At 57.1% G+C, this 16,893-nt stretch carries 12 protein-coding genes; 3 read left to right on the top strand and 9 right to left on the bottom strand.

Annotated elements, in window-relative coordinates; translation table 11 throughout:
• Window positions 1-34: 34 nt before the first annotated feature.
• The 8 genes from AM218_RS03315 to AM218_RS03280 form a co-directional block, all read right to left on the bottom strand.
• Window positions 35-2,320, bottom strand: coding sequence for a beta-glucosidase family protein (locus tag AM218_RS03315; RefSeq protein WP_197274009.1), 2,286 nt, complete (start codon window positions 2,318-2,320; stop codon window positions 35-37).
• A 478-nt stretch (window positions 2,321-2,798) separates the two neighbouring features.
• Window positions 2,799-4,775, bottom strand: a complete 1,977-nt coding sequence (locus tag AM218_RS03310) for a 7TM diverse intracellular signaling domain-containing protein (protein ID WP_054411834.1) — start codon at window positions 4,773-4,775, stop codon at window positions 2,799-2,801.
• Window positions 4,776-4,808: 33 nt separating this feature from the next.
• On the bottom strand, window positions 4,809-6,674 hold the full coding sequence (locus AM218_RS03305) for a cellulase family glycosylhydrolase (protein WP_082318042.1): 1,866 nt from the start codon (window positions 6,672-6,674) through the stop codon (window positions 4,809-4,811).
• Window positions 6,675-7,097: 423 nt separating this feature from the next.
• Window positions 7,098-8,021 (bottom strand): 1,4-dihydroxy-2-naphthoate polyprenyltransferase, encoded by a 924-nt coding sequence (locus AM218_RS03300; RefSeq protein WP_054411831.1) that lies wholly within the window; start codon window positions 8,019-8,021, stop codon window positions 7,098-7,100.
• A 131-nt stretch (window positions 8,022-8,152) separates the two neighbouring features.
• Window positions 8,153-8,743 carry a glutathione peroxidase gene (locus AM218_RS03295; protein WP_054411830.1) on the bottom strand — a complete coding sequence of 197 codons (591 nt, stop codon included), beginning with the start codon at window positions 8,741-8,743 and terminating at the stop codon, window positions 8,153-8,155.
• A 119-nt stretch (window positions 8,744-8,862) separates the two neighbouring features.
• Window positions 8,863-9,444, bottom strand: coding sequence for an LOG family protein (locus AM218_RS03290; RefSeq protein WP_054411829.1), 582 nt, complete (start codon window positions 9,442-9,444; stop codon window positions 8,863-8,865).
• Between the two features lie 69 nt (window positions 9,445-9,513).
• Window positions 9,514-11,307, bottom strand: a complete 1,794-nt coding sequence (gene argS / locus AM218_RS03285) for an arginine--tRNA ligase (RefSeq protein ID WP_054411827.1) — start codon at window positions 11,305-11,307, stop codon at window positions 9,514-9,516.
• A 263-nt stretch (window positions 11,308-11,570) separates the two neighbouring features.
• Window positions 11,571-12,545, bottom strand: coding sequence for an arginase (locus tag AM218_RS03280; RefSeq protein WP_054411825.1), 975 nt, complete (start codon window positions 12,543-12,545; stop codon window positions 11,571-11,573).
• Window positions 12,546-12,849: 304 nt separating this feature from the next.
• Between AM218_RS03280 and AM218_RS03275 the strand changes: the two genes are divergently transcribed.
• The gene (locus AM218_RS03275; protein ID WP_054411823.1) at window positions 12,850-14,250 is read left to right on the top strand and encodes a type III PLP-dependent enzyme domain-containing protein; all 1,401 of its coding nucleotides are present in this window, start codon (window positions 12,850-12,852) and stop codon (window positions 14,248-14,250) included.
• Between the two features lie 91 nt (window positions 14,251-14,341).
• Window positions 14,342-14,494 carry a hypothetical protein gene (locus AM218_RS16680; protein WP_157547499.1) on the top strand — a complete coding sequence of 51 codons (153 nt, stop codon included), beginning with the start codon at window positions 14,342-14,344 and terminating at the stop codon, window positions 14,492-14,494.
• A 432-nt stretch (window positions 14,495-14,926) separates the two neighbouring features.
• Here AM218_RS16680 and AM218_RS03270 read toward each other — a convergent pair whose 3' ends face one another.
• Window positions 14,927-15,463 carry a D-glycero-alpha-D-manno-heptose-1,7-bisphosphate 7-phosphatase gene (locus AM218_RS03270; RefSeq protein ID WP_231717535.1) on the bottom strand — a complete coding sequence of 179 codons (537 nt, stop codon included), beginning with the start codon at window positions 15,461-15,463 and terminating at the stop codon, window positions 14,927-14,929.
• 73 nt (window positions 15,464-15,536) lie between these two features.
• On the opposite strand from AM218_RS03270, the gene hemG reads away from it, so the two are divergent.
• Window positions 15,537-16,874: a protoporphyrinogen oxidase gene (gene hemG, locus AM218_RS03265; RefSeq protein WP_054411821.1), complete on the top strand. Its 1,338-nt coding sequence runs from the start codon at window positions 15,537-15,539 to the stop codon at window positions 16,872-16,874.
• The last annotated feature ends 19 nt before the right edge of the window (window positions 16,875-16,893 follow it).

The raw sequence follows: 16,893 nt of genomic DNA, 5'->3' as shown, positions 1-16,893 counted from the left end.
GTATACCCGTCGGGGCCGGGCAGCACCAAGCGTGCTAGTTGGCAGTGGAGCCGGCCCGGGGAGTGGGGTCAGCCGGAGCAGAAGCGCGGGCCGCTGGGTCCGCGTAGCGAAAGCGAGCGGTCTGGTCGCCTACGCGTAAAGTGAAGTAGCCATTTTCCAACTGGGGGCGGCTCTGAGCATCGGGGTAACTCAGGTGCTGTCTGGGGTTGATGATAAAAGTCATTTCCCGACTCTGTCCAGGTGTAAACACCTGCTTGTCAAAATGTTTCAGCAAGCGCACCGGGCGGGCAATGCGGCCCACCTCATCCGTCAGAAACCAGAGCACGGCCTCTTTACCCGCCTGCTGGCCGGTATTGGTTACGCGCACCGTAGCGCGTACCGTACCAGCGCTGCTGATTACCGAATCAGAGAGCAGCAGATTACTGTACTGGTAGGTAGTATAGCTCAGGCCCTGGCCAAACTCTGTGAGCATGGCAGGCTTAAATTTAGCCCCCCGGTTTTCGAAGCCGGCGCCAAAATCACTCAGCTCCAGGCTATTCTCGTTGTTGTCGTGGTGGTAGTTGGAGATGTGGCCGGCAAACTGCGGATACGTGAACGGCAGCTTGCCGCTGAAATTGGCCCGGCCACTCAGCAGCGCAGCCAGGGCCTCTCCCCCACCAAAGCCCGGCAGCCCGCCCCATATAATGGCCGCCGACTTTTCAGCCACCCCCCGGATGATGCTGGGCCGGCCACCAATAACGACCAGTATGGTGGGGCGGCCGCTGGCCTGGGTGGTTTGCACCAGCTGCACTTGGTCTTCGGGCAGCGTCAGGTCGCTGGTGTTGCCCAGGCCCTCGGTGTATGGCTTCTCGCCAATGGCTACTACTATGGCATCGGCGCGGCGGGCCGCGGCCGCAATGCCGGCCAGTTGCAGCTGACCTTTGGCATTGCGGTACGGTACCATTTCCACCTTTGCACTCGGATATTCACGCTGCAGGGCGCCCACAATCGTTTGCACCTCGCGCGGGTATTCATTTTCAGGGCGGCCCTGCCAGGCCAGCGTCCAGCCCCCGGCCAGGTTGGCGCGGGAATCAGCCGAAGGCCCTACAACCAGCAGGCGCTTTACTTTTGCCTTGCTTAAGGGCAGCGTGTTCTGCTCGTTTTTGAGCAACACAAACGTTTCCGTAGCAGCAGCCACTGCCTGTTGCTTGAGGGCGGGGTCGCCGATGCGGTTGAGCCGGTCGGCGCGGGGCATGGGGTTTTCAAACAAGCCCAGATCGTCCTTCAGCTGCAGCACGCGGCCTGCGGAAAGGTTGATGCGCTCCTCAGTCAGGCGGCCTTCCTGCACCAGCTCTTTTACCAGGCGGCAGAAGTCGGTGGTGTAGGGTGTCATGGCCATATCCACACCTGCATCCACGGCCATAAAGGTGGCCTCCTTCTCATCGGCGGCTACCTTCTGCACCCGCACCAGGCGAATGATGTCTTCCCAGTCGGTAACGGCTACGCCCTTGAACCCCATTTGCGTGCGCAGCAAATCCGTGAGAATGGCTTTGGAAGCATGCACCGGCTCGCCGTTAATTTCGCCGGAGTTGATCATGATGGTTTTCAGCCCGGCATCCATTGCTGCCTGAAAAGAGGGGCGGAAAAACTCCTGCAGGCGCTGGTCCGAAATCATGGCATTAGTCCGGTCCCAGCCGTTGCGTGGGTCGGAGTAGCCCAGGAAGTGCTTGCCGCAGGCGGCTACTTTATAAGGAAGGATATCTTTGTTTTCCTGCAGCTCCCGCACAAAGGCTACGCCCATGGCAGAGGCTACCAAGGGGTCTTCGCCGTAGGTTTCGTACAGGCGTGGCCAGTAGGCATTCACGCCCAAGTCCAGCACCGGGGCAAACACCCAGTGGTGCCCCAAATCGGCGGACTCCAGTACCGTGGCGCGGGCCGTTTGCCGGGCCAGCTCCGGGTTGAAGGAGGCACCCAGGTTGAGGTTATGCGGAAAAATGGCGGTACCGGCTACGTAGCTGGCCCCGTGCATATGGTCGATGCCGTAGATAATAGGGATGTGCAGGCGCGACTCCCGCATGGCAATGCGCTGCAATGCCATAGAATATGCCAGCCACTGCCGGGCAGGCACTGCCTCCCCGTTCAGGAAAGAGCCAATATGAAACTGCCGGATAAGCGCCGTTACCTTGGCGGAATCCAGCACCACATCCCGCTGTACACCGGTTGTATTAATAACGGTGTTGGCGAGCTGAGTCATTTGCCCGATTTTCTCCTCCAGCGTCATCTGGCTCAGCAGTTGCTGCACGCGGGGGCTCCATTGAGGAGCAGCAGCCGGAGCGGCCACGGGAGTTGTAGTAGAATTGGCGGTAATAGTAGTAGCAACCGGAAGGGCTGGCCGCTGGCATGCCTCCAACCCACCAGTGCAAAGAGCCAGTGCGACAAGATGCCGGGAAGATGTGTGCAAGCGGAAGCGGGAGCCCGACAAAAGCCGGCGACCACTCCAAAGCACTGACTTGTGGGGAGTCAAGGAAGGCTTCATAGGTAGGTGAGGACAACCAAATATACCAGAGCTTGTATGGCAAATGCAAGCCTTAAAACCTCTTAATCAAGCCAGAAACGGCGTTTTTTAGTTTACATCACAAAAAATCGTTACGCTTATAGCACACGCTTACTTACCCATTATTTCCTTTAATTGGCTTGCCAGGTGCGTTTTCTGGCTGTGGGTAGCACGGCTAAAAAACAATAAAAAAAAGGCGGCCTTTACCCAATTTTTTTACTTTTTTTTCCTGTACTATCCTAAGCAGTATGCTTTTCCTGCTTTTTCATCCCTGCTCCTCCTCTACCGGCACGGAGTCATCCAGCAGAACGTGGGTCCAGCCTTCGTTCACATCATAATCCGGAACCTGCCGCCGCCGCTGCATAGCTTCCAATACTTTCTGCTGAAAGCTCCAGCAGGTAGCCTGCCGCAGGTCCAGCACCCGCGACAATTCCTGCGATGAATAGTTGCCTTTATGGGTATGAATCAGAAACACCGCATACAAGGCCTTCACAATGGAGAACTTGCACTTCTGAAACAGTGTGTAGGCAGTGGCTGACTCTACATAGCGGCACCGCGTGCAACGGCGCGAATAAGGCTCTCGACCGTCGCAGAACTTCTCGTGCCCACATTTGCGGCAGTGGTAGCCCCGCGCCCATTTCAAATCGGCTAAGTACACCAGGCAGGCATCCTTATCGGGGTAAATGCGGCTGAACTCCCCAAAATCCACTTCTTTGGAAAGCACCCGGGCCGTCTGGCTTTGGTGCAGGTCGCGCTGCAGGTCGGTGTTCAGCTTCTCAATGGCAGCTGACTGCAAGGCCAGTAGCCCATTGGCCTGCAGCAACTCGCGGTTTTGCGCACTGATGGTATCACTCTGCCGGCGCAGTTCCTCGGTGCGGCGGGCCACCTCCCCTTCCAGCTCGGTGTTCAACTGGTCTTTCAGTTCCTGATTCTGCCTCAGCTGCTCTACCAGCCGGTTTTGGGCCTGATGCTTTTTGTGCAGCTGCTTTACCAGCTTGGCCTGCGCCCGAATGGTGGCATCCTTAATGGCCTTGATCTTTTCACCCAGGGCATAGGATAGCACTACTACTTCTATCACGAAGGCCGCATTCATGCTGTACACCGTGATGGTATTAGTAAAGGTGTTAATACCTAGCTTGCGCAAAATCAGGAAGCCCACACTAAGGGCCACCAGCGCATGCGCTAGCAGGAAAAAGCGGGCGGCCCGCATCCCCATCCGCCATACCCGGAAAGCGGCATAGTACAACATGCCATAGGGAAGCAGGTAAAGCCAGAAGCCCCACCCCAAGTGCAGCCAGACGGCATCCAGCAGAAGGACGAACACACTTACCAGCACCACAATGCGCAGCCACTTATCGTAGCGGGGCAGTCGCTGCGGGGCATCCAGAAACTGCCGGGCATAGTAGCTGAAAGTGAGCAGCAACAGGATGGGCGAGCCCAGAATAACCACTTGGTTCAGCTCGGGCTGATTAGGCCAGAGGTACTGAAAGCCTAACCCGTCTTCAGACAGAAATAGCAAGCTGCAGCTTCCCACATAGAGCACGTAGCGCAGGTAGGTCTGCTCGCCAATGAACAGGTAAATGCACAGATTATAGATGACCATAATCAGTAGCACCCCATAGAAAGCGCCCAACAGACCGTATTCGGCCTGAAAATGATCGGCTAAGGACTGCTCTGTGCGGAGCCGACTCAGGAAGCTGGTTTTGGACGTTGACTTCAGCCGCAGATAATAGGTTTGGGTTTCATTAGCCTGCAGCGGCAGAAAAAACAGGAAGTTTTTGTAGGGCAGCTTGCGGGTCGTCAGCGGCAGGTCGGCGCCGGTATAGACCACCAGCGTGGGGTCGGCGGCCGGGAAGAAGGCCACCTCATTGATGTGAGAATCAAACAATTCAAGGTACCAATGCCGGCGCACTGCCCCCTCCGCCTGCACCTGCACCCGCAACCAATAGGCAGAGTTGGTATGCTCTATGTTGGTGGCTATTTTATCGCCGCGCACAAACCGCCGGGCATTGGCCGGCTGCTGCACCTGGGCCAGCGTAAGCTCACCAGTGGGGTCTTCCAGCACACCATAACACGCCGGTTCCACATAAAGCTCTTCCAGACCGGTGCGCACCCGCAGGGGATTTATCTGGGCTGCCACCGGATTTTCCAGAGTTAATACCAGCAGAAGCAGCAGGCTCAGCCAGCCACCGGAAAGCCAGCGCCCCGAGAATGAAGAAAGGAAGTGGTGAAAGCTGTGCATGGGACTTCCAAGATACAAAAATGCCTGTTCAGCTTATTCCACTGCCGGGGTTGAGCTGCCTTCTATGAACCGCAACCAGCTTATTTGTTCTACCGGCTGGTCTACCATCAGCTGTACTGTATGCTGCCCTGCCGGGAGCGGGGAAGTGCTCAGTGCTATGGTAGTCCAGGTGGGGACGCCGTTGGCCGGCGGCACCATGGCTGTGGCTATTACGGCATCACCCAGCCGGAAAGTAAGCCTGCCCGGCGTGGCGGCGGGCTTAAGCCCCACCTGCAGGGTATATGTCCCGGCCGTGGCAACCTCCACCGTATAGCGCAGCCACTCTCCTGGTTCCAGGCTACTCACCGCATAGCCGTTGGATGGCTGATCAGAGGTGCGTTCAATATCCACTCCATCGTTGCGGTAGGCATCTCCCTGGTTCACGGGGGCGGTATTGCGGTAATCTATCCGGGCTGCGTAGGTATCCTGATAGGCAATGCCGGCGCGGCCCATATCATAATCTACCGCGTGAATGGTGCCCGGTATACGAAGGGCCATAAAGGGGGTCCGGGCATCGGCCGGCCGGGTAAGAGCCGTCACCACATCTTTATTTACTTGGCAATGGTGGAATGCTACCTGCTGCAAAAGCTTACTCCGGCCACCGGCCGTTAGAATGCTGCCGTAGGGCTTTGCCCGCAACAGGCTGCTGGTGGCATCCACCCGTTTCAGGTTCCAGTGGCACCAGCCGATGTTCTGGTCGTTCAGACCCTGCACGGCGGTGGCAAACCAGTCGTTGGAGTTTTCGCCGGTTTCGCCCACCCAAACGGGCACCTGGTGCTGGTCGCGGAAAGCCGCTAGGTTATGGATCAGGTTGATTTGATTGGGATTAGGATCGGTGGCATCGGGGCTGTTGGAGCACCAATAGCGGTGGGCATTATACACGAGGTTGGGGCGCAGCTCGGTGGGCAGTTTATCAGGCGTAAGGTTGGTGTACTCGTTGCCGTAGCCGTTGCCTTCCAGCAGCACCAGGTGGTTGTCCTGCTGGCCCCGCACGGCTTGCAGCAGCCGTACATACAGGGTCCGCAACTCCTGGTTATCATTACTCAGGCCATTCGCCGCATTCAGGTTATGCGGCTCATTGATAAGGTCATACATGGCCACGCGGGCATCGGTACGGTAGCGGGCCGCCAGCTGCTCCCATAGGCGCACAATGGCATCCTGATACACCAGGCGGCCGCGGGCATCCTGGCGCTTCCAGAGGTCTAGCGGCACCATATTATCGTTGATGTTGCGGTCGGTGCCCTGGCCGCCGGGGGCTGCGTGCAGGTCCAGCACCACATACAGGCCACGGGCCCCGCACCAGCGCAGCACATCATCTATATAGCGGTAGCCATCCAGCTGGCGGGCCGTAAACAGTTGGCCGCGGTCGTTCCAGGCAGCCAGAGAATCGGCGTAGGCAGCAACGGCAGCGGGGTTTTGCAGCGCCCGGAACCGGGTGAGGCGCTGCTTGGGGGTCAGGAATAAATCATAGTGCAGCGGCAGGCGCACACAATTGAAACCCTGATCAGCCAGAAAATCAATATCCGCCTTGGAAACAAAGCGGGCCCGGTAGCGGTGGTAGAATTTCTCCACTTGCTTAGGCGACATGGTCCGCAGCAGCGCGGCCTGAATGCGGCCCTGTGAATTCAGAGTATCAGTACCCAGAATATAGCTTTCCTGCAGCAGCCAGCCGCCCACGTTTACGCCCCGCAGCACTACTTTCTGGCCGGAGGCATTCACCAGATCAGGACCTTGCGCCCGCAGAAATTGCTGGGCGGTAGCATTTCCTATCAGCAGGCTCAGGAGCCAGGCTCCAATAAGACTACCTATTCGTCGGCGAAAGCTGGATGAAACTTCAGATAAACAATAGCGGAAGGCCATATCGGTACTGTGCTTTACCTAGCAACGGCAAACCTATCCCGGGCAGAGGCTGAAAAAGCACCCGCAGCAAAGGAGAGATTGGAAATAAGGGGAGTTCCGCTACCGGGTAAGCTGCTGCCACTGGCTCTTTCCATTGGTACTATCCAAGGAGTAAAAGCCAGGCAGCCACCTGGTAAGGGCAGCAGTCAAATTTAACACTCTGTGTGTGGGAAATACAAGCAAAAATCAGCCAAAGCAATATCAGGAAGGGCTTTGCACTTACATCACCATTCCATTTAATACACTTACGCCACAATCTGCACCGTCCTTTTCAGTCTCTAATGCCGCTTTTTTTGCTTGACTGCATTCCGGAATTGGGCCGATAAAAAACAATGCCGCGCTGGTGGGCGCGGCATTGTTTTTTGAGATGTAAACTTCTGTCAGCTATAGTATCTGGCCTAGTCCAAACAGCAGCGTAAAGGCCAGGGTGCTCATGGCCATTTGCTTTAATAAGGGGTCGAGCTGCATAGACTCCTGCCGCAGCCACACCTGGCGGGCATTGAAGAAGAACAGCGGCAGGGAAAGCAAAAACAGCCACTGCCAGGGCGAGTGATACGTGAAAGCCACAAACAGCACCGCGCAGCTAAAACCCAACACCAGCAGCAGCCAGTGGTAGCGGCGCGCCCGCACCGGGCCCAACCGCACGGGCACAGTAATTTTACCGGCCAGCTCATCGGAGCGGATGTCGCGGATGTTGTTGACGTTTAGCACTGCCGTGGCAAAGCAGCCCAGCGCGGCGGCGGGCAGCAGTACGGCTAAAGGTAAGGTGCGCGTATGCAGGTAATAGGTGCCACACACGCCCACCAGCCCAAAGAAGATAAACACGGATAAGTCGCCGAGGCCGGCGTAGCCGTAGGGCTTGGAGCCAGCCGTGTAGTTAACGGCCGCCCAGATAGCCGACAGGCCCATTATAAAAAAGGCCAGGAACACCCAGGCGCCGGCGGTACCCAGCGCCACCCACAGCAGCGCCACCCCCGAAATCAAGGAGGCTACGCCAAATACGGCCATGCCGTGCTTCATTTGCTGCGGCGTAATGGCCCCGCTCTGCACGGCCCGCTGCGGCCCTTCGCGGTGCACGCTGTCGGCGCCGTTCTGGGAGTCGCCGTAATCGTTGGCCAGGTTGCTTAGTATCTGGAGGAGAATGGTGGTGAGGGCTGCCAGCGCCAGCACCAGCCAGCTAAACGAGCCGACCGACCTGGCCAGAAAGCTGCCCATGAAAATGCTGGCCAGCGCCAGCGGCAACGTGCGCGGCCGGAAAGCGGAAACCCAGGCCTGGGCCGGGTTGATGGAAGCAGAAGAGGTATTCATACCAAACAAAAGAACGTCATGCTGAGCGAAGTCGGAGCATCTCGCTAGAGTGGCAATAAATTAGCACCACAACATTAGCACGCGAAATGCTTCGACTTCGCTCAGCATGACGTTCGAAATAAATCGAAGGTCTACTTCAGAATATCGGCCACCAGCTCTTCGCTCATGGGCTTTACTTTAGAAGGGTAGAATTTGAGGACGTGGCCCTGCTCATCTACCAGGTATTTGCAGAAATTCCAGGAAGGGGCCTCCCCTACTGCGCCGTTTTTCGACTTATCGGAGAGATACTTGAACAGCGGCTCGGTGTCATCACCCTTCACGGAAACCTTGGAGAACAGCGGGAAAGTAACGCCGTAGTTCTTCTCGCAGAAGGTGGCAATTTCCTGGTTGGAGCCGGGCTCCTGGCCCCCGAAATTGTTGGCGGGGAAGCCTAGCACGGTTACCCGGTCGCCGTACTTCTTATTCAGCTCTTCCAGCTCCTTGTACTGAGGCGTGTAACCGCACTCCGAGGCCGTATTTACGATGAGCAGCTTCTTGCCTTTATACTGGCCGAGGCTGACATCTTTGCCATTAATATCCTTCACGGTGTAATCATACACGGTGCCTTGTGCGGTAGCTTCGGTCATGGTAGCAGGAGCAGTAGTGGCGGTTTTAGACGCAGTAGAAGAAGAAAAACCGCAGGCGGCCATACCGCCCAGCGCAACTAAGAAAAAAGCTTTCATACGAATAGGGAGTTCGGTACAGGTCTACGTGAATTTGAATTGTTCTTCCGGCCAACCAGCAACAGCAAGATATTGTTTTTTCCAGGGAAAGAACAGGGTTTGCGCCGGCGTTTAAGCCCTTAGGTACGGGGCACCGTCAGCCATTTCTCCAGGTTGGTGGGCTGGTAGGCCAGCATCTTATCAATCAGGCCGGCGGGCGTATCGTCCTGCTGCAGCTGGGCGCGGTTTTCGGGGCGCAGAAAGCCTTCGTCCACCATCTTATCCAGGAATTGCAGTTGGTGGTTGTAGAAGCCATTCACGTTGAAAACACCGCTGGGCTTCTGGTGCAGGCCCAGCTGGCCCCAGGTCAGCACTTCAAACAGCTCTTCCAGCGTGCCGAAACCGCCCGGCATGGCAATAAAGCCTTCGGCCAGGTCGGCCATCAGCAGCTTCCGCTCGTGCATGCTTTTCACTACGTGCAGCTCCGTGAGGCCCATATGCGCCAGCTCCTTATCGGCCAAAAAGTCGGGAATAACCCCAATGGACTTGCCGCCATTCCGGATTACACTATCGGCTACGGCGCCCATCAGGCCTACCCGGCCGCCGCCGTACACCAGCGTGAGGCCCCGCCGTACCAGCTCCTGGCCCATAAGGTCGGCTTGCTGGCGGTAAATTTCATTGAACCCGGAGCTTGCCCCACAGTACACGGCAACGCTTTTCATATCAATCGTTTTTGAAGAATAGAGGAAAGAAAAACTCCCCTGCTGGTTAGAAGAGGAGTTTTTTTATTTTTACATCCGCTCGGGCACCGCAATGCCCAGCAGGCCCATACTGGCCTTAATGGTGCGGGCCGTTTGCGCCGACAACGCCACGCGGAAAGCTTTCTTCACTGGGTCTGACTCCACAAAAATGGGTACCTCGGTGTAGAAGCGGTTGTAGGCCTTGGCAATGTCGTAGGCGTATTGCGCCACCACGGCCGGGGAGAAGTTGCGGGCGGCCTCGGCCACCACGGCCGCGTAGCGACCCAGCTCCTGCACCAGCTCCTGCTCGGTTTCGTGCAGGCTGGTGAGGGTGCTCAAATCAGTATCTTCCGAAACGCCCTGCTCCAGGGCCTTGCGGCGGATGGCCGAAATACGGGCGTGCGAATACTGAATGAACGGTCCCGTGTGCCCTTCCAGGCTCACGGACTCCTCGGGGTTGAAGAGCATGCGCTTCTTGGGGTCCACCTTCAGCAGGTAGTACTTCAGGGCACCCAGGCCCAGCATGTGGTAGAGCTGTTCAGCCTTCTCTTCGGTCAGGCCTTCGGTCTTGCCTTTTTCCAGCGTCGCGGCTTTGGCGGCTTCCACTACTTCGCGCACCAGCTCGTCGGCGTCTACCACGGTGCCTTCGCGGCTCTTCATCTTGCCCGAGGGCAGATCCACCATGCCGTAGCTGAGGTGATGGATGGCCTCGGCGTAGGGCTTGCCCAGCTTGTGCAGCACAGCCTTCAGCACCTGCATGTGGTAGTTCTGCTCGTCGGCAATAACGTACACCGAGAGGTCGTAGTGGTAGTCCTGGTACTTCAGCTCGGCGGTGCCCAGGTCCTGGGTGATGTACACCGAGGTGCCATCGGCGCGGAGCAGGAGCTTTTCGTCGAGGCCTTCTTCTTTCAGATCCACCCACACGGAGCCATTTTCCTTCTTGAAGAACACGCCTTTCTGCAGGCCTTCCTCCACCCGCTCCTTGCCCAGCAGGTAGGTTTCGGACTCGTAGTAATACTGGTCGAAATCAACGCCGATGTTCCTGTAGGTTTCGTCGAAGCCCTCGTACACCCAACCGTTCATCTGCTTCCAGAGGCTGATAACTTCTTCGTCGCCCTGCTCCCACTGCTGCAGCATGGTTTGCGCCGCCAGCATCAGCGGAGCCTGCTTCTTGGCCACATCAGTAGCTACACCTTCGGCTTCCAGCTGCTTTATCTCCTCGCGGTAGTGCTTCTCGAACAGCACGTAGTACTTGCCCGCCAGATGGTCGCCCTTAATACCGGCCGATTGCGGGGTTTCGCCGTGCCCGAAGCGCTGGTACGCCAGCATCGACTTGCAAATATGAATGCCCCGGTCGTTGACCAGGTTGGCCTTGGTAACGGTAGCGCCGGTAGCCTTCAGAATCTCGGCCACGGAGTAGCCCAGGAAGTTGTTACGCAGGTGGCCCAGGTGCAGGGGCTTGTTGGTGTTGGGCGAGGAATACTCCACCACCACATCCTGCGGGCCGCCAGTGGGTACTGGTGCGCCATCGGGCTGCTGGCGGAGCTGCTCGAACAGGGCCAGCCACTGGGCATCGGCAATTTCCAGGTTCAGGAAGCCTTTCACCACGTTAAAGCCTTTCACTTTGGGCTCATTGGCTACCAGCCACTCGCCCAGTGCCTGCCCAATCTGCTCGGGGCCTTTGCCCAGCATTTTGGTCAGCGAAAAGGTGACCAGCGTGAACGAGCCGGCAAATTCCTTGCGGGTAGGCTGAATGGTAAGTTGATCCGGAGCTACGGAAGCCCCAAAAGCTTGCTGAATGGCGGTGCTGAGGGCGGCTTTAATCGACTGTTCGAGTTGTTGCACGGGGTGCGGAATAAAGGAACCGACCCATCGGCTCCGGAGTGGACAGCGTAAGTATGAAGCAACAAAAGTAGCGGAACCCACGCCGGGGACCAACAAGCTGGGCAATGAACAGCCGTTTGAAGCCGTTTTGCGGCTTGCAACCACTAACGCCAGTCATGTCGAGCGCAGCCGAGACATCTCGCTAGTGTGGTGAATAGTGATTAGCACCACAACATCAGCACGCGAGATGTCTCGGCTGCGCTCGACATGACTGGCTTTTACAGCTACCGGCTCGTCACTTCCTCCATCCGGAGGCGGTTTTGAATGGCATCCGTAGCGGCTTCCAGAATATCGAAGGCATTGGTGGCCATGGTGTTTTCGGAGTCCAGGGTGGGGTTAATTTCCACCATTTCAAAGCACACCACCCGGTCGTTTTCCAGCAGGGCACGGCACAGGCTAATGGCTTCTTCCACGTTCAGGCCATCCACTACGGGCGTGCCGGTGCCTTTGCTGAAGCGGGAGTCCAAGGAGTCCACATCGAAGCTGATGTACACCAGGTCGCAGAAGCGCAGGCGCTCATATATTTCGCGGGCTATGCGGCGGGTGCCTTTGGCCTTTACCTCGTCCAGCTTGTAGTTTTTGATGCCCAGGCGCTCAATAATGGCGTTTTCCTCCGGCTCCGTATCGCGCACTACTACATACACCAGGTGTTCGGCAGTGACTTTGGGGCCGGGCTCGCCCAGGTCTTTGAGGCGCTTCCAGAAAAACTCAGTTTCCGGCTCAATGACATTGCGCTGGCACTCCAGGTTGTCGTCGCCCAGGCTGATGGCCAGCGGCATGCCGTGCATGTTGCCGGAAGGCGTGGTGTAGGGCGAGTGAATGTCGGCGTGGGCATCAACCCAAACTACGCCCAGCGTTTTGTGCGGGTAAGCGGCTTTAATACCCGCAATGGTGGCGGCGGCGCTGCTATGGTCGCCGGCCAGTACCAAGGGGAACTCCCCAAAGCGCAGGGTTTGCTCTACCGTGTTGGCAATGCCTTTTTGCACGGTGTAAATGGAATCAATGTGCTTGGCCTTCGGAAAATGATTTTTGTCGAAGAGCACATGGTTCAGATCCGGGATGGCCACGGAGTTGAACCGGCGAAAGTAATCGGACCCTTTGTTGAGGCAGGCCACTTTGAGGGCATCTACCCCCAGGCTGGCGCCACGGGTACCGGCTCCGAGTTCGGAGCGTACTTCCAGAAGCTTTATGCGTCGCATATTACATGGGCAGGAAAAAGGTTAAAGGTGGTTTTAATGCTTGCCGATTGAGCAGCTGCGAGCCACTCAGGCTTGACGCACCCGGACCTTCCGGCGCAACCAACGAACAAAGCACAACCAAAACCCCGCGGGCGGGGTATCTTTGCGAGCACTAAGTTCGGGATTTTCGTTGTCGGTTTTGGTTTTTCGCGGTCCAATTTTCACTTCAGCCTGCTTTTGGCGCTGATTTTGAAAACAACACCCGCTTTTCCAGCTTACCAACCACGGAAAACTATCCTGATCCAAGAAAAACCCAAGTTCCTGAATGGATACCTATCAAGACCTCATCAGCCAGACATTTGACTGGCCTACCCCCGATTTTCATGTGGAAAGCAACGAGCTGCGCTTCCACGATATTGACCTGATGGCCCTGATTGAGAAGCACGGCACCCCGCTGCGCCTCACGTATCTGCCCAAAATCAGCAGCCAGATTCAGCGCGCCAAGCAGTGGTTTGCGGACGGCATTGAGAAAACCGGCTACAAAGGCCGCTACTCCTATGCTTATTGCACCAAGGCCTCGCACTTCAGCTTTGTAGTAGAAGAGGCGCTGAAGAATGATGTGCACATCGAAACCTCTTCCTGGTTTGATATCAGCATCATCCGGGCCATGCACAAGAAAGGCAAGGTCTCGAAGGACACCTATATTATCTGCAACGGCTTCAAGACGGAAGAATACAAGCGGGAAATCACGAACCTCATCAATGATGGTTTTGTGAACTGCATGCCCATTCTGGACTCGCCCAACGAGGCCGACTACTACCACGATAACGTGCGCGAAAAGTGCAACGTGGGTATGCGCCTGGCCTCCGATGAGGAGCCGCGCTTCCAGTTCTACACCTCGCGCCTGGGTATTCGCTACGCCGATGCCATTCCGCTGTATGAGCAGAAAATCAAAGACGACCCGCGCTTTGAGCTCACCATGCTGCACTACTTCATCAACACCGGCATCAAGGATACCTCCTATTACTGGTCGGAGTTGAGCCGCTTTGTGCATAAGTACACGGAGCTGCGCAAAGTGTGCCCCACGCTGACGACCATTGATATTGGCGGTGGCCTGCCCATCCAGACCTCGGTGCAGCCGGAGTACGACTATCCTTATATGATTGAAGAGGTGCTGCGTACGGTGCAGCGCATCTGTCAGGAAGAAGGTGTGCCGGAGCCGGATATCTTCACGGAATTTGGCATTTTCACCGTAGGCGAGTCCGGGGCGGTTATTTACTCCATTCTGGATGAGAAGCTGCAGAACGACAAGGAGCTGTGGTACATGATTGACGGCTCGTTTATCACGAACCTGCCCGATACCTGGGCCCTGAACCAGCGTTTTATTATGCTGGCCGTGAATGGCTGGGAGAAGAAGTACAAGAAGATTCAGCTGGGCGGCCTCACCTGCGACTCCCAGGATTACTACAACGCGGAAAAGCACATTTACCAGGTATTCCTGCCCGAGCGCAAGCCCGTAGACCAAAAGCCGCTGTATGTGGGCTTCTTCCACACGGGGGCTTACCAGGAAAGCCTTTCCGGCTACGGCGGCGTAAAGCACTGCCTGATTCCGGCCCCCAAAATGGTGATTCTGGACCGCGCCGAGGACGGTACCCTCACCGACTATGTCTTTGCCGAGGAGCAAAGCGGCGAGTCGATGATGCGCATACTGGGCTATACCTCGTAGGGAATTCTGCGGCGGCTGTTGGTACGGCCGCCGCGAAGCTGTACTTTTGATATCTTCGTTTTCTCCACTTTTCTACTTCTGTCTCTTCGTTATGAAAAAATTCCTACTGCTGGCCTCGGTAGCCACGTTTGCCCTGGCTAGCTGCAATAAGAGCAAGTGCCCTACGTATAGCAGCACGAAATCTGCCAACCGCGTTTCGTCTCCCATTATGGCCAGCACCGCTAGCACCATCAGCCACCAGTAGATTTTTTCTGTAGCTGGAATTTTTGGCCGGTTTCCTGTGTATTCAGGAAACCGGCTTTTTTATTGACTTTTTTAGATACTGATTCAGCCGCATACTAGAAAGTAAAATCTTGCGTTTCTTTGTATTAGGACGCGCTTTTCCCGCACATCAAGCATTTATACATCCATTCATTTTTTGCACTAAAGCATGAAGAAAGTTTTGCTATTGACAGTGGTAGGTTTAGCGGGGTTGGCGTCATGCAAGACCAAATGCCCTGCGTATTCAGAAGCCAAGCCTGCCACGCAGGTAGCCTCGCCCGTGGCCGCTACCAGCCAGCTTCCCCCCTCTGAGCAGCAATAGCCGCTTACAACCCCTCAAAAAGAGAAGCCGCCTTTCCCTAACCAGGCAGGCGGCTTCTCTTTTGTACCGTGTTCTGTTCTTCAGGCTTGAACTCTATAGTGCCAAAATAAGGTCAGTGGCGGCCAGCAGGTTGGGGGCGGAGCGGGTGTATTCTACCTGCTCAGTGCTGCCAATCATAATACCCTGCACGCCTACGCGGGCACCGGCTTCCATGTCGCGCAGCCTGTCCCCCACCATCCAGCACTCATCCGGGTCCAGCTTAAACCGGGCCATAGCCTTTTCCAGCATCAGAGAATCCGGCTTGCGCATCAATGACTCTGATACCGACGGGTGCGCCGAGGCAAAGTAAAACGCGTCTATCAGGTTACCGCAGGCATCCTGCAGCTTTTGATGGCAGGCGTGTACATCGGTGGCCGTATATAGGCCTTTGGCAATGCCAGCCTGGTTGGTCACCACCACCAGATAATAGCCCGCCGCTTTCAGCCGCGCCAGGGCCTCGGGCACGCCTGCCAGCACCACAAATTCCTCGGGGTGCCACACATAGTGGCCTATTTCTTCATTCAGTACCCCGTCGCGGTCCAGGAACACGGCTTTGTTAAGGGTAGAAGGCGAAGTTTTCATCTGATTCATCGGTTCAAAACTACTGATTCCTGCGGGGTATGGGTGTAATTTGCGGCTTCCTTCCGAGTCTGTTTTTCTGAATATGCGCATTGCCATTCTGGGTGGCGGTATCACCGGCCTCACCACTGCCTACTACCTGCACCGGGCAGGCATTTCGTTTGATTTGTTTGAGGCCGGTGATGATCCGGGCGGGACCATGCGCACCCGCTGCGAAGGCCCTTATCTGGTAGAGCTGGGGCCCAACTCATTGCTGCTTTCCACCGAGCTGGAGGAGCTGCTGCAGGACCTGAACCTTACCGCTCAGATACAGGAGCCGGCCGCCACCAGCGCCAACCGCTACGTGCTGCGCGGCGGGCGCTACCGCAAGCTGCCCGGCTCACCGCAGGGTTTGCTGCTATCCGGGTTTTTCAGTCTGAAAGCCAGGCTGGCTATTCTGCAGGAGCTGTTCCGGCCGGCCGGCCCCGTAAACCCCAAGGAAACCATTGCCGCCTTTTTCCGCCGCCGCTTCAACCAGGAAATTGTTGATTACGCCGTTAATCCGTTTGTATCCGGCATCTATGCCGGCGACCCGGACCAGCTCCTCCTCCAGGCCACCTTTCCCAGGCTGGCCGAGCTGGAGCAGCAGTATGGCTCCGTGCTGCGCGGCCTGGCCAAGTCGGGCACCGGCCAGCGCCGCCGCACCATTTCACTGCGCAACGGCCTGCACACCCTCCCCGACGCCTTGGCCTCCCAGTTGGCTGGCCACCTGTTCCTGCACCAGCCCGTACGGGAGCTTACTCGCAACGGCGAAGGCCGCTTTCACGTGCACACACCCAGCGGTGCCTTCTCCGACCGCGCCTACGACCGGGTGGTAGTGGCCCTGCCCACGGCCGCCACGGCTGATATACTGGCCGGTCTGTTCCCCTCGGAGGCAGCCGCCATTCGCCCGGTGTATTACCCTACCATGTGTGCCGTGCATACCGCCTACCGCCGCGCCGATGTTCAGCATCCCTTGGAAGGATTCGGCGCGCTGCATCCCAAAGTAGAGGGAGCTTACGCGGCCGGCAGCATCTGGAGCAGTTCCCTGTTCCCGGACCGCTGCCCCGCCGACGAGGTTCTGTTCACCACGTTTGTGGGTGGTGCCCTGTCGCAGGAAGCTGCCCATGAGCCGGAAACCGAGATGCTGCTGAAAGTACACCAGGAAATGGGCCGGCTGTACGGCATTAAGGCAGCGCGGCCCCAGTGGCAGCGTCGCTTTGTGTGGGAGCGGGCCATTCCTCAGTTTGATGAGCGCATCCTCCCGGCCCGCGAAGCAGCGGCCCGGCTGGCAACATTTGGGGTAGATGTGGTGTCTAATTGGCAGGCGGGCGTAGCCGTGCCCGACTGCATCCGCTACGCCCGCCAAACCGCCGAAAAGATTTCGGCGGGCAAGACGCGCTGACCTGCTATATTTGACCAAC

It is taken from the genome of Hymenobacter sp. DG25A (genome assembly GCF_001280305.1).
Lineage (GTDB): Bacteria > Bacteroidota > Bacteroidia > Cytophagales > Hymenobacteraceae > Hymenobacter.
The sequence above is the reverse complement of the archived record's forward strand: the minus strand, read 5'-3'. Positions and strand labels throughout refer to the sequence as shown.